At 58.5% G+C, this 13,383-nt stretch carries 16 protein-coding genes and 1 other RNA gene; 5 read left to right on the top strand and 12 right to left on the bottom strand.

The genetic code is table 11. The features are described 5' to 3' along the window. From rsmH to rsmI, 4 genes are all read right to left on the bottom strand, one after another. Complete coding sequence (gene rsmH, locus KW824_RS13160) at positions 1-939, bottom strand: 16S rRNA (cytosine(1402)-N(4))-methyltransferase RsmH (RefSeq protein ID WP_218410014.1); 939 nt, start codon at positions 937-939, stop codon at positions 1-3. Further along, positions 940-1,398, bottom strand: a complete 459-nt coding sequence (gene mraZ / locus KW824_RS13155) for a division/cell wall cluster transcriptional repressor MraZ (protein WP_042649041.1) — start codon at positions 1,396-1,398, stop codon at positions 940-942. 445 nt (positions 1,399-1,843) lie between these two features. Beyond that, positions 1,844-2,230, bottom strand: an RNA gene (gene rnpB, locus KW824_RS13150) — RNase P RNA component class A. A gap of 61 nt (positions 2,231-2,291) precedes the next feature. Beyond that, positions 2,292-3,125, bottom strand: a complete 834-nt coding sequence (gene rsmI / locus KW824_RS13145) for a 16S rRNA (cytidine(1402)-2'-O)-methyltransferase (protein ID WP_218410013.1) — start codon at positions 3,123-3,125, stop codon at positions 2,292-2,294. Positions 3,126-3,324: 199 nt separating this feature from the next. On the opposite strand from rsmI, the gene KW824_RS13140 reads away from it, so the two are divergent. Genes KW824_RS13140 through dolP form a run of 4 tightly spaced genes read left to right on the top strand, consistent with a single transcriptional unit; the run spans position 3,325 to position 6,611 of the window. Next, positions 3,325-5,115, top strand: a complete 1,791-nt coding sequence (locus KW824_RS13140; RefSeq protein ID WP_256351375.1) for a penicillin-binding protein activator — start codon at positions 3,325-3,327, stop codon at positions 5,113-5,115. Continuing rightward, positions 5,033-5,428 carry a YraN family protein gene (locus KW824_RS13135; RefSeq protein ID WP_081934670.1) on the top strand — a complete coding sequence of 132 codons (396 nt, stop codon included), beginning with the start codon at positions 5,033-5,035 and terminating at the stop codon, positions 5,426-5,428. Before KW824_RS13140 ends, KW824_RS13135 begins: the two co-directional genes overlap by 83 nt. A 9-nt stretch (positions 5,429-5,437) precedes the next feature. Then, positions 5,438-6,028 (top strand): SIS domain-containing protein, encoded by a 591-nt coding sequence (locus KW824_RS13130; protein WP_005331389.1) that lies wholly within the window; start codon positions 5,438-5,440, stop codon positions 6,026-6,028. Between the two features lie 4 nt (positions 6,029-6,032). After that, a complete protein-coding gene (gene dolP, locus KW824_RS13125) occupies positions 6,033-6,611 on the top strand; it encodes a division/outer membrane stress-associated lipid-binding lipoprotein (RefSeq protein ID WP_005331387.1) in 579 nt (192 codons plus the stop codon). A 46-nt stretch (positions 6,612-6,657) separates the two neighbouring features. Here dolP and KW824_RS13120 read toward each other — a convergent pair whose 3' ends face one another. The 8 genes from KW824_RS13120 to zapE all read right to left on the bottom strand — a co-directional run bounded on the left by KW824_RS13120 (position 6,658) and on the right by zapE (position 12,838). Beyond that, complete coding sequence (locus tag KW824_RS13120; RefSeq protein ID WP_218410011.1) at positions 6,658-7,065, bottom strand: ClpXP protease specificity-enhancing factor; 408 nt, start codon at positions 7,063-7,065, stop codon at positions 6,658-6,660. A 17-nt stretch (positions 7,066-7,082) separates the two neighbouring features. Continuing rightward, positions 7,083-7,712 carry a stringent starvation protein SspA gene (gene sspA / locus KW824_RS13115; protein WP_025328513.1) on the bottom strand — a complete coding sequence of 210 codons (630 nt, stop codon included), beginning with the start codon at positions 7,710-7,712 and terminating at the stop codon, positions 7,083-7,085. 87 nt (positions 7,713-7,799) lie between these two features. Further along, the gene (locus KW824_RS13110) at positions 7,800-8,534 is read right to left on the bottom strand and encodes a cytochrome c1 (RefSeq protein WP_218410010.1); all 735 of its coding nucleotides are present in this window, start codon (positions 8,532-8,534) and stop codon (positions 7,800-7,802) included. Next, the gene (locus KW824_RS13105; RefSeq protein ID WP_218410009.1) at positions 8,531-9,748 is read right to left on the bottom strand and encodes a cytochrome bc complex cytochrome b subunit; all 1,218 of its coding nucleotides are present in this window, start codon (positions 9,746-9,748) and stop codon (positions 8,531-8,533) included. The genes KW824_RS13110 and KW824_RS13105 overlap by 4 nt, the downstream gene beginning before the upstream one ends. Positions 9,749-9,750: 2 nt before the next feature. Then, entirely contained in the window at positions 9,751-10,341 is a 591-nt protein-coding gene (petA, locus tag KW824_RS13100; RefSeq protein WP_218410008.1) for a ubiquinol-cytochrome c reductase iron-sulfur subunit, read from the bottom strand. Between the two features lie 300 nt (positions 10,342-10,641). Continuing rightward, entirely contained in the window at positions 10,642-11,034 is a 393-nt protein-coding gene (rpsI, locus tag KW824_RS13095; RefSeq protein ID WP_005331372.1) for a 30S ribosomal protein S9, read from the bottom strand. A 14-nt stretch (positions 11,035-11,048) separates the two neighbouring features. Next, positions 11,049-11,477, bottom strand: coding sequence for a 50S ribosomal protein L13 (gene rplM, locus KW824_RS13090; protein ID WP_005336289.1), 429 nt, complete (start codon positions 11,475-11,477; stop codon positions 11,049-11,051). Between the two features lie 266 nt (positions 11,478-11,743). Further along, positions 11,744-12,838: a cell division protein ZapE gene (zapE, locus tag KW824_RS13085; protein ID WP_182787438.1), complete on the bottom strand. Its 1,095-nt coding sequence runs from the start codon at positions 12,836-12,838 to the stop codon at positions 11,744-11,746. A 139-nt stretch (positions 12,839-12,977) separates the two neighbouring features. Here zapE and KW824_RS13080 point away from each other — a divergent pair, with 139 nt between their 5' ends. After that, positions 12,978-13,358: a YhcB family protein gene (locus tag KW824_RS13080; RefSeq protein ID WP_042649047.1), complete on the top strand. Its 381-nt coding sequence runs from the start codon at positions 12,978-12,980 to the stop codon at positions 13,356-13,358. Positions 13,359-13,383: the final 25 nt, after the last annotated feature.

Genomic DNA, 13,383 nt, shown 5'->3' with positions numbered 1-13,383 from the left:
TCAATCCGCCAGGCGCTGGGCGACTCGCAGCACCGAGCTGCGAGACCGGCTGTTTTCGGTGACTTCATGTTCGGAAGGTTTGAGCGCCTTGCCGACCGACTTCAACTTGCGGCCACCGGCCAGCTGAGCCTCGGTCAACGGGATGCCATGGGGCACTTCCGGCCCCTTCTCGTGCTTGCGAATGAAGTGCTTCACCAGCCGGTCTTCCAGGGAGTGGAAGCTGATGACGGAGAGACGACCATCGGTCGCCAGCGCCTGCAACGCACCGTTCAGCGCAGTCTCGATCTCGTCCAGCTCGCTGTTGATGTAGATGCGGATTGCCTGGAAGCTTCGGGTTGCCGCATGCTTGCCCTTCTCCTTGCTCGGATTGACCCGGGCAATCATCTCGGCCAACTGACGGGTGCGCACGTAGGGCTCGGTCACCCGATCATGGACGATGGCGCGGGCAATCTTCTTGGCAAAGCGCTCCTCGCCGAAGGTCTTCAGCACCCAGGCGATGTCATCCACATCGGCGCGAGCCAGCCATTCGGCGGCGCTCTGGCCCGTGGTCGGATCCATCCGCATGTCGAGGGGGCCGTCTTTCATGAAGCTGAAACCGCGCTCGGCGTCGTCGAGTTGGGGAGAAGAGACGCCCAGATCCAGCAGGAAGCCGTCGACCTTGCCCAGCAAACCGCGATCGCTCAGGTAGCTGGTGATGCCGGAGAAGGGACCGTGCACGATCTCGAAGCGGGGATCCTGGATCTTGGCCGCCTCGGCAATGGCCTGGGGATCCCGGTCGATGGCGATCAACCGGCCGTTGGGACCCAGTTGCTGGAGAATGAGACGAGAGTGACCACCCCGGCCAAAGGTACCGTCGACGTAGATACCGTCCGGCTTGATGGCCAGCCCTTCGACGGCTTCGTGCAACAGCACTGTGATGTGTTCAGCGGCTTGGGTCATTTATAAAGAAAAGTCCTGTAGTCGTGGTGAACTTGCCCAATCGTCCTCGGGCAGGCCCAGAATGTCGTCATTGATCTGTTGTTGCCAGCGGGCTTCATCCCACAACTCAAACTTGTTGAGCTGGCCCACCAGCATGATCTTCTTGTCCAGCCCCGCATGGTTGCGCAGCGGCTGACTCAGCAGCAGACGGCCGTTGCCATCCAGTTCGCACTCGGTCGCGTGTCCGAGCAACATGCGCTGCAGGCGGCGTTCAGCCGGGTTGGTACTGGAAAGTGTCTTGAGCTTGCGCTCTATCTCTTCCCATTCACTCAGGGGGTAAAGCAGCAGACAGGGGTGGGCAATGTCGATGGTGCAGACCAGCTGGCCGTCGCGCTCGGAGCGCAGCCAATCTCGATATTTGGTCGGAATCGCCAGTCGCCCTTTGCTGTCCAGGCTGATGGCGTGAGCGCCACGCAACAAATTGCAGTCCCTGAAAATGAGTTAAGGGGGCAAATCGCCCGATAAAAACCACTTTGATCCACTTTTCTCCACCATGAAGTTTAAGGACGAGCAGGGGGCTTTTCAAGCAAGGATCTCAGGCAGAGGGAACATATTGACGCAGCGCAGGGAGGCTACAGATTAAATGAGTTGATTTTCCACAAGTTATTTGTGTTAACGGCCATAGGATTAATTGCGAACATTTTTAAAATGAACAATGTGAAAGAAGTAACACATGCTCGAGTCTCCCCTCTTTTTACACACTAATGCATGACAACCGTATGCAAACAAAAATGCAATGAATTGATTTACATGTAATTTTTATGATACCCCTCTATGTCGGCCAGTATCTTCATCCAATCTTTTGCTATTTTCTACCGCTATAAAAAAGAGCCTCGCGATAAATCGCAAGGCTCTTCAGGAATTAGGTCGGAGTCGGCCTGTAAGCCGGGTTCTGTACCGGGTTGCCCCGGGTAGCAATCATTCCTCTAGGCCAGCAATCGCTCACTGGCTCAAGCAACCTACCCGCCCCCAACGCGGGCCGCGCCAATAGGGGCCTATTTGGTCTTGCTTCGGGTGGAGTTTACCGTGCCACGAACTGTTGCCAGTCGCGCGGTGCGCTCTTACCGCACCCTTTCACCCTTACCTGATCCCTTGCGGGCCATCGGCGGTTTGCTCTCTGTTGCACTGGTCGTAGGCTCGCGCCTCCCAGGCGTTACCTGGCACCCTGCCCTATGAAGCCCGGACTTTCCTCCCCTTCGCCCGTCTGTCCCGAGGGACACAACGACGAAGCAGCGATTGCCCAGCCGACTCCGAGGCGCGGATTATAGCCTCGTGACACAGTGGGGTAAACCGGCAATTCCCCTTTACGGCAATTAATAGTGCTCGAGGCCGTACTTGTAGAGGGCATTCTTCTTCACGCCGTGGATCTCGGCGGTGAGAGCAGCCGCTTTTTTCAACGGCAGCTCCGCTACCAGCAGCCCCAAAGTGCGGATAGCCTCGGCGGGCAAATCTTCATCCACCTTGCTGGCACCGGCGACCACCAGCACGATTTCGCCACGGCAGCGATTATCGTCTTCCCCAAGCCAGGTCAGCATCTCGGAGGCAGGCAGACCGTGGATGGATTCGAAAGTCTTGGTCAGCTCGCGGCACACCACCACCTGGCGTTCACCGAGAATGCGAGCGATGGCTTCCACCGTATCCTGCACCCGGCGCGGTGACTCGTAGAACACCAGGGAGCGGGTGTCTTCGATGACGGCCTGCAGCCGATCGTCGCGCCCTTTGGCTTTCGCAGGCAGAAATCCTTCGAAGGCGAAGCGATCTGTGGGCAGACCTGCTGCAGAGAGTGCAGTGATGGCGGCGCAAGGGCCCGGCAGCGGCACCACCTTGACCCCGGCCTCGCGACAGCGGGTGACCAGGTGATAGCCAGGGTCGCTGATGAGCGGGGTACCCGCATCCGAGACCAGGGCGACGCTCTTGCCCTCCTTGATCCGGCCGATCAGCACATCCGCCTTCTGTTGTTCGTTGTGGTCGTGCAGGGCGAAGGTCGGCACCGAGATATGGTAGTGGCTGAGCAGGATGCCGGAGTGCCGAGTATCTTCGGCGGCTACCAGATCGACGCTGCGTAAAATGTCCAATGCACGCTGGGTGATATCCGCCAGATTACCGATGGGAGTGGGGACTATATACAGGGTTGGGGTGTCACTCATGGGATCTCCGAGTGTCCCGACAATTGTGTCGCCATATTGGCCCGTTTACACTATGGAGAACTTCAACACTGGTCGGGGAATGAACTTGAACCGGGTTACAAAGCAGCTAAGTGTATCACGACTCTTCGGCATCATACTCGCGGCAGTACTGCTCGCCGCCTGTGCGTCGGAGCCCAACTCATCTTCCGCAGAGCCCGGCATGCCGTCGGCGTTCTCGGATCTGACCAAGAATGCTCAGTGGTATCTAGAGCAGGTGGATCCCGCCAAACCGGCTGAGGCCTTCACTTGGCAGGTGATGGCGGCGCGCAGCTATCTGGCGCTCGGCCAGGCCAAACCGGCCGCTGCCCTGTATCAACAGTTGCAGAAGCAGGCCGGCAACCCGGTGCAGCAGGCACAACTGCAACTGCTGCAGGCGCACCTCCTGCTGGCCCAGGGCAATGCCAATCAAGCCCTGATCCTGCTGGAAGGCAAGCCGGAAGTGGCCCTCGATGCCGATACCCAGAAGGATTGGTATCGCCAGCGGGTGGTGTTGCAACTGGACATCAACAACAAGTTTGGTGCCGCCAAGTCGCTGATCCTGCTGGAGCCTTACCTGGCCAAGAATGAGCTGGCCACCAACCACCAGCAGATCTGGTCCTTGCTCAAAAGCATGACCCCCTCCACCCTGCAGGCGCTGGAAGAAGCACCGGCCCCCGACGTGACCACCGGCTGGCTGCGACTGGCGGCACTGGTGAACGAATTCGGCGCCCAGCCGAGTCAACTCGCCCGCCAGCTCGCAGGCTGGAAGCAGAGCTTCCCGAACCATCCGGCCCAGACCGACATGCCGGCCGGCCTCGGGGATCTCGCCACCACGGACACAGGCACACTGCAGCAGGTCGCCGTCTTCCTGCCCCTCTCCGGCAACCTGGAGGCGCAAGGCGCCGCCATCCGCAACGGCATGCTGATGTCCTACAAGGAGAATCAGGGGCAATTCACCCTGAACTTCTACGACACCCAGGGCAAGGCGATGGGGGATCTCTACAAGCAGGCGATCCAGGAAGGGGCGAACATGATTATAGGCCCCTTGCTGAAGGATCAAGTCGAGGAGCTGCTCAAAGCCAGCCCGACAGTGCCTGTGCTGGCACTGAACGAGCTGGACAAGCCGATCATCAACGACAACACCTTCTATTTCTCCCTCTCCGCCGCCGCCGATGCGAGCCAGGCCGCCCAGTATCTCTATGGTCAGGGTTACCGCAAGCCGCTGCTGATCGCGGCGCAAGGCCGGATTGGCTACAGCAGCATCAAGGCGTTCGAGCAGGCCTGGGCCGGTGTCAGTCAGGAGAAACCCGTGGTCGCCACCTTCGGGGCACGCAACGAGGTGCAAGGCATGGTCAAGAATGCCCTGAGCGGTCGCTCCACCGCCCGGGCCGGGGAGATAGTGCAGCTTTCGGATGCCGCGCCGCGTAGCATAGATGCCGTCTATGTGGTGGCCAACAGCCTGGAGACCCGGATGATCAAGCCCTATGTGGACATCTCGGTCAATCCCATGGGCAGCCTACCCATCTACAGCAGCTCACGAGGCTATGACAGCGGGGCGACCGAGGTGGCGTCCGAACTCAACGGCATGCACATCTCCGACATGCCGCTGCTGCTGGGAGGCTATGAGCAGCAACGGGAGCAGATAGCCCTGCTCTGGCCACAGACCCAGGGTGACCTGCTGCGCCTGTTTGCCCTCGGCTACGATGCGGTCAGCCTGGCCGGCAACCTGCCGCAGATGCGCAAGCTCAATGCCATGCAGCAACCGGGCATGAGCGGCCAGCTGAGCGTGGATCCCCAGGGCAACATAGTGCGCATGCTGGACTGGGCCACCTACCAGAATGGCAAGCTGGTCAGCGACAGCGCCGTGCCCCAGCTGGAGGACACCACCCATGAAGAGGCTACTGACACAACTGCACCAGCAATGGTTGAACCTGTTGCCATCGGCAACGACGAGCAAGGGACAGCACTTTGAGCAAGTAGCGGAACGCTGGTTGCAGGCCCGCGGCCTGCAACCCGTGACCCGCAACTACCGCTGCCGTGGTGGTGAAATAGATCTGATCATGCGCCAGGGGGATACCCTGGTGTTTGTCGAGGTCAGATATCGCGCTCGGGCCAGCCATGGCGGAGCCGCCAGCTCGGTCACCCAACGCAAGCAGCACAAGATCGTGCTGGCCGCGCGCCACTATTTCAAGCAACATGCCATCAACGAGGCCAGCCAGGCCTGCCGATTCGATGTGATCGCGTTCGAGGGCGACCAGCCAGACTGGATCCAGAACGCATTTTAAGAGGACCCCATGACTGATCCCATCAAAGAGAATTACACCGAAAGCATCCAGACCAAGATAGCCGCCGCCGAGGCGCTGCCGGACGCCATCCACACCGCGGCCCAGATGCTGACCATCTGCCTGCTCAATGGCCACAAGGTCATGGCATGCGGCAATGGTCCCTCCTCGGCCCTGGCACAGCTGTTCATCTCCGAGCTGGTCAACTGCTACGAGACGCCACGTCCCTCCCTGCCCGGCCTGGCTCTGACCCCCGACATGGCCACCATCAGCGCCATCGCCACCGATCACGGCTTCGAAGAGGTCTATGCCAAGCAGATCAGGGCTCTGGGTCAGCCCGGCGACATCCTGGTGGTGCTCACCACCACGGGCAACAGCCGCAGCCTGATCAAGGCCGCCGAGGCGGCACTCTCCCGCGACATGACCATCATAGTGCTCGGGGGGGGCGACGGTGGTGAGATAGCCGGCCTGCTCGGGCCCAACGATGTGGAGATCCGCGTGCCATCCGCCCGCCGCCCTCGCATTCTGGAAGTGAATCTGTTGACCCTGCACTGCCTCTGTGATCTCATCGACCAGACACTTTTCCCGCAACAGGAAGATTGAAACCATGAAGAAGCCTATTCTCGCACTCGCCCTGCTGACCGGTGCCCTGCTGCTGCAAGGCTGTGCCGCCGTGGTAGTCGGTGGCGCAGCCGGTACCGCCAAGGCGACCGGGGATCGTCGCACCCTGGGTGCCCAGTGGGACGATCAGGCCATAGAGCTGAAGGCAGCCAATCTACTGGCCGACAACAAGCCGCTGAGCGCAGCCAGCAAGATCAGTGTCTACAGCAATAACGGCCGTGTCTTGCTGGTCGGTCAGACACCGTCTGACGCATACAAGCAGGAGGCGGGCAAAATTGTGGGCCGGATCGAAGGGGTGCGTCATGTCTACAATGAGCTGCGTCTCGGCAAGCCGGTAAGCATAGGGGTGCGCAGCAACGATACCTGGATCACTTCCAAGGTGCGGGCCGACATGCTGGGCACCAAGAACTTCGACAGCACCAAGGTCAAGGTGGTCACCGAGAACAGCGAGGTGTTTCTCATCGGCCTGGTGACCCGTCAGGAAGGGGATCAGGCAGTGGAGATCGCTCGCCACGTCAGCGGGGTCAAGCAGGTGATCAAGGCCTTCGAGTTTGCCCAGAACTAAGCGGGCAATGATGAGATAAAAAAACGCAGCCAGTTGGCTGCGTTTTTTATTTGATGACTTTCAGGGTCGGACGGCCCGTCGGGCGCGGCGGCTCCGGCTCGGGTTCTACCGGCGCCTCGGCCTGCTCCAGCCAGAGATCGTAGCCCGGCTCAGGCGGGAACAGGGTTCCCACGCCGTTTTCCCTGGCATGAATGGCCAATATGGCCGCCATGGGAATGTAGACCTGCTGTGACACGCCGCCGAAGCGGGCGCTGAAGCTGACGGCATCATTATCCATGTGGAACTGGCCCACGGCCCGAGGCGCGATGTTCAGGACAATTTGCCCATCCTGCACAAACTGCATCGGCACCATCACATGGAGGATATTGGCATTGACCACCAGATGCGGGGTCAAGTCGTTATCCAGCAACCAGTCAAAAAACGCCCGCAACAGATAGGGGCGACTGGGTGTCATGGTCGGTTCCGAACTACTCATACGCTGGCACGGATCTCGCGTTCAGCCTCGGTCAGAGAGGCCTGGAAGGATTCACGTTCGAACAGACGGACCATGTAGGCCTTCAGCTCTTTGGCACCACGACCGGTGAAGTCGATGCCCAGGCTCGGCAGACGCCACAGCAGCGGAGCCATGTAGCAGTCAACCAGACCGAACTCTTCGCTCATGAAGTAGGGCATCTCGCCAAAGATAGGGGCGATGGCCAGCAGGTTGTCCCGCAGCTCGGCACGGGCGGCTTCGGTATCGGTGCCCGCCATGATCTTGTCGGCCAGGGAGTACCAGTCCAGCTCGATGCGATGCATCATCAGACGGCTGTTGCCGCGAGCCACCGGATAGACAGGCATCAGGGGCGGGTGCGGGAAGCGCTCGTCCAGATACTCCATGATGATGCGCGAGGTGTACAACGCCAGCTCGCGATCTACCAGGGTCGGTACAGTGTTGTACGGGTTCAGCTCGGCCAGTTCGTCCGGCAGGTTGCTCGGGTCAACCTGGCAGATATCCACGCTAACACCCTTCTCCGCCAGGACAATGCGCACCTGATGGCTGAACATATCGTTGGCACCGGAAAACAGCGTCATTACCGAACGCTTATTGGCAGCTACAGCCATTGAACCCTCCCGTCATTAAAAAGCAGAAACGGCAATGAAGCATCTTGATCTTCATTGCCGTGCGTCATATTACTCCGATCCGGTCGCTTAGTGAACGTCGCGCCAGAATTCCTTCTTCAACAGCACAGTGAAGATGAAGAAGATTACGATGAAACCAAGCACCCAGAAGCCCATGCGTTCGCGCTCCTGTTGCACCGGCTCAGCCGAGTAGACCAAGAAGTTTACCAGATCCAGTACCGTCTGATCATATTCTTCGTTGTTCATTTCACCATTGCCGTCAGATTTGATGCTGACGACTTGCTGCATCTCCACTCCATCCAGGCTGTGCGTCTCGAACTCGGCACGGGGCGTCCCCTGCAACGGCTCCAATACGTGGGGCATGCCCACAGACGGGAAGACCGCATTGTTCACCCCGAACGGCCGGGTCTCGTCCACATAGAAAGACCGCAGATAGGTGTAAATCCAGTCGGCACCCCGCACCCTGGCCACCAGGGTCAGGTCCGGGGGCGGCGCCCCAAACCAGCGCGCCGCATCCTTCTCGGACATGGCGCTCTTCATCAGGTCGCCAATCTTGGCACCGGTGAAGACCAGGTTCTCCCTCATCAGCTCTTCCGGGATGCCGATGTCGGCAGCCACCCGGTTATAGCGCTGATATTGGGTGGAGTGACAGCCGGCACAGTAGTTCATGAAGGTCGCGGCTCCCCGTTGCAGGGATACCTTGTCACTCAGATCGTACTCTGCCTTGTCGAGGGGGAAGCCACTGCCAGCCGCCAGTACAAGGCTGGGCAGCAGGGTCAACACTGCAAAAATTATTCTTTTCATTTGAATGTCACCCTCTCCGGCAGCGGCTTGGTGCTCTCATTCTTGCTGTAGAAGAACAACAGGACGAAGAACCCGAAATAACCCAGAGTGCAAAGCTGCGCGATCAGCGTCAGCGTCGGCGTCGATGGCAGCACGCCCAGCACCCCCAGAATGACGAAGCAGACCACAAACTGGGCGATGTTCAGCTTGTGCAGGGTGCTGCGGTAGCGCACCGAGCGAACCTTGCAACGATCCAGCCACGGCAGCAGGAACAGCACGACGATGGAGAGCCCCATCATGATGACCCCCAGCAGCTTGTCCGGCACAGCGCGCAAGATGGCGTAGAAGGGAGTGAAGTACCAGACCGGGGCGATGTGCGCCGGGGTCTTCAGACCGTTCGCCACTTCGAAGTTCGGCTTCTCGAGGAAGTAGCCCCACATATCCGGCTTAAAGAAGATGATGGCGCAGAACAGGAACAGGAAGCCCGCCACCCCAATCATGTCCTTGACGGTGAAGTAAGGGTGGAACGCCACCGCATCCAGCGGCCAGCCTTTCTCATCCTTGTGCTTCTTGATGTCGATCCCATCCGGGTTGTTGGAGCCGACTTCGTGCAGCGCCAGGATGTGCATGGCCACCAGCATCACCAGCACCAGCGGCAAGGCGATGACGTGCAGCGCGAAGAAACGGTTCAGGGTAGCCCCAGAGATGACGTAGTCACCCCGGATCCACAGGGTCAGATCGTCGCCGATGACCGGAATGGCACCAAACAGCGAGATGATGACCTGGGCACCCCAGAACGACATCTGTCCCCAGGGCAGCAGGTAACCCATGAAGGCTTCGGCCATCAGCACCAGGAAGATCAGCATGCCGAAGATCCACAGCAGCTCGCGCGGCTTCTGATAGGAGCCATAGATCATGCCGCGAAACATGTGCAGATAGACCACGACAAAGAAGGCGGAGGCGCCGGTGGAGTGCATGTAGCGCAGCAGCCAGCCGTAGTCCACGTCCCGCATTATGTATTCCACGGAGGCAAAGGCACCCTCCGCCGACGGGTTGTAGTTCATGGTGAGCCAGATGCCGGTGATGATCTGGTTGACCAGCACCAACATGGCAAGGGAACCGAAGAAGTACCAGAAGTTCAGGTTCTTGGGAGCCGGATACTTGGCCATGTGATCGTTGTACATGGCCGTGAGCGGGAAACGATCGTCAATCCAGCCCATGAGTTTGACAAACATGGTCAGGCCTCCTTGCCATCGGCACCGACCAGAATGGTGGTGTCGCTAAGAAATTGATATGGCGGAATGACCAGATTCAGCGGTGCGGGCACGCCCTGGAACACTCGACCGGCCATGTCGAACTTGGAACCATGGCATGGGCAGAAGAAGCCGGAGGTCACCCCTTGCACCTGCTCGCCGAAGCTGTCCGGCAGGTAGGAGGGGGAGCACCCCAGATGGGTACAGATACCGACCGCCACGAAGATCTCCGGCTTGATGGATCTGTAACCGTTATGGGCATAGTCCGGCTGTTGTGGCTCATCGGAAGCGGGATCACGCAGTTGGTCATCGTGCGTGGCCAGGGCATCCAGCGTCTGCTTGGTGCGCTTCACCACCCAGACCGGCTTGCCGCGCCACTCGACGCGGATCAGCTGACCCGGCTCCAACTTGCTGATATCCACCTCTACCGGTGCCCCTGCCGCTTTGGCTTTGGCACTCGGATTCCATGACTTTATAAACGGCACTGCGGTAAAAGCAGCTCCTACTCCGCCAACGGCAACCGTTGACCAGGTAAGAAATCTGCGGCGACCGGTATCAACTGGCGCATTGCTCATCCAAAAACTCTCCCATGTGGACTCCGCTCATTCTTATAGTGTCCCCGTTTCCTTTCTCCTCTCCCTCTGACAACTGCGGCGGAGGCGGAGTGGCAATTGACACAGAAAGACCATGGAAATTTTAAAGAAAAGATAACAATTTGACAAGAAAGAGAAGCGATGGGCAAAAACAATAAATACACAAATTTTTGTCTTTTGTGACGTATGGTTAGCATTGGCGCAGGTAATATTACCAATAAAAAAAGCCTGGCACATGGCCAGGCTTTTTTGACACTCGTGAGAGTGCGTACCAAAAGCGAATTAACGCTTGGAGTACTGCGGACGCTTACGCGCTTTGTGCAGACCAACTTTCTTACGCTCAACCTTACGGGCATCGCGAGTAACAAAGCCAGCTTTACGCAGTTCAGAACGCAGGGTCTCGTCGTACTGCATCAGAGCACGAGTGATACCGTGGCGGATCGCACCAGCTTGACCGGAGATACCACCACCGTTAACGGTGATGTACAGATCCAGTTTCTCGGTCATCTCAACCAGTTCCAGCGGCTGACGAACTACCATGCGGGCAGTCGGGCGGCCGAAGTATTGCTCCAGGGAGCGCTGGTTGATGATGATTTTACCGCTACCCGCTTTGATAAAGACGCGAGCAGTGGAGCTTTTGCGACGGCCGGTACCGTAGTATTGATTTTCTGCCATGTTGCCAGTTCCCGTTAGATATCCAGTACTTGAGGTTGCTGAGCAGCATGAGCGTGCTCTGCGCCTGCGTAAACTTTCAGCTTACGGAACATGGCACGGCCCAGCGGACCCTTCGGCAGCATGCCCTTGACGGCAGCTTCGATTACCATTTCCGGCTTACGCTGAATCAGCTTGTCAAAGCTGATGGACTTGATACCACCCGGGAAACCGGAGTGAGCGTGGTACATTTTGTCGGTAAATTTCTTACCGGTTACGTGTACCTTCTCAGCGTTTACAACGATGATGTAATCACCGGTGTCAACGTGCGGAGTGTATTCAGCTTTGTGCTTACCACGCAGACGAGCAGCGATCTCGGTTGCGATACGACCCAGAGTTTTACCCTCTGCGTCCACAATGTACCAGTCACGTTTTACGGTTTCTGGCTTGGCAACGAAAGTTTTCATTAAGTTAAACCCAATTACCTGTTACAGACCCAATTGCTTATGGGGGCTCTCCCACAAACAACAAACGATGGCCTACCTGTACCCCTTCGAATACAAGTAAAGCTTAAAGTGTTGCTGTCTTATCGACAGCTGTAACGTGGGCCGGGCGATTATAAGTGAAGTTGCCTTAAATATCACCTGCTAATTTCACTGCCATGAAGCTAGCAAATGTCGCCCGGCCCTACCTGCCGCAGATGCCCATCCGACTGGCAGGCGCGGTATTGTGACTAAGGAAGGTGCACTCTGGCAAGGTATTCGTGCGATTGCATTTCCTGGAGCCGTGAAAGACAGCGCTTGAATTCGAAATTCAGCAGGCCATCGCCGTAGAGCGCGGCCATGGGCACCGCCGCCGACAGAATGAGTTTGACGTGCCGCTCATAGAACTCGTCCACCATGGCGATGAAACGGCGCGCCGCATCGTCAGTACCTGTGCCCATGGGCTGCACGTTGGCCAGCAGCACGGTGTGAAACTCCCGGGCCAGTTCTATGTAGTCCCCCTGAGATCGCGGGGTGCAGCAGAGCTGCTCGAACTCCATATAAAGCACCCCTTCCCCCACGCCCAACGCGCTCAGCTGACGATGGTTGACCTCCAGGGTCGCGGGAGTGATCTGCGCCAGCCCGGTCAATTGTCCAAAGTAGCGGTCCAGATTGGTCTTGGCCTGCTGATCCAGCGGGAAGTGATAGATTTCCGCCTGCTCCAGGGTGCGCAACCGGTAATCGACGCCACCATCGACATTGAGCACCTCGCAGTGGCGCTCGATCAATTCGATGGCCGGCAAGAAACGGGCCCGCTGCAGCCCATTGCGATAGAGATCCTTGGGTGGAATGTTCGAGGTGGTCACCAGCACCACGCCATGACCGAACAGCTCCTGGAACAGGGTGCCCAGCAGCATGGCATCCGTGATGTCGGAGACGAAAAACTCGTCAAAGCAGATGATGTCTGTCTCGCTGGCAAGCTTGCTGGCGATGAGTTTGAGCGGATCGGCCTGACCGGTCAGTCCCTTGAGTTCGTCGTGCACCCGATGCATGAAACGGTGGAAGTGGACGCGTAGTTTGCGCTCCCCCGGCAGGCTGTCGAAAAAAGTATCCATCAGCCAGGTCTTGCCTCTGCCCACTCCACCCCACATATAGAGACCCAAGATGGGCTCGCGGGCTTTCGGCTTTTGCAGCCAGCCCAGCAGGCCACGGGATCTGGTCGGAGTCGGGCTGGCACACAAATCCTGATAGAGTCGCTCCAGGCGGGTCACGGCCATCGCCTGGGCCGGGTCGGCCAAAAAGCCAGGACGCTGCAAATCCTGCTGGTATTTTTGCTGCGGGGTCATCCTGTAAACCGCCTCCAAGTCCCTGAATGAGGGACAAAATGGTATCACGCTCTCGGGGTGCACGGTATAGTGCCAACGAGGCATCGCGGTCAATCCGGCCGCCTCAAACTCATCGATTTAGCTGTAACAAGGAGCTTCTATGACTCTGTTAAACGGGATCCTGCTGGCGGTAGCCGCCCTGATCATCGGCGTGTTGATCGGCCGCTTCACTGTCCGCAGCCGGGATGCCGGGCGCCTGGAACAGGAGCTGAAAAAGGCTCACAAGGAGCTGGAAAGCTACCAGGGCCAGATCACCACCCACTTCGCCGACAGCGCCGCTCTGATGGAGCAGTTGGCTGAGCAATACCAGACCCTCTATCGCCACATGGCCGAACAGAGCAAGTTCCTCGCCAAGGCGCAAGAACCACTGTTCCGCGAGCCTCAGGTGGAAGAAGCAACCGCTGAGTCCGCCAACGAGGAGCCCGGCCAGCCACCCCGTGACTACGCTGGTGCCTCCGGCCTGCTGAAGCAGCCCGGTTAGCCTCTGGTGGAACTAATTACGCCTT

The organism is Aeromonas sp. sif0611, assembly GCF_019218845.1.
Classification (GTDB): Bacteria; Pseudomonadota; Gammaproteobacteria; order Enterobacterales; family Aeromonadaceae; genus Aeromonas; species Aeromonas media.
This window is presented reverse-complemented; position numbering and strand designations above follow the sequence as displayed.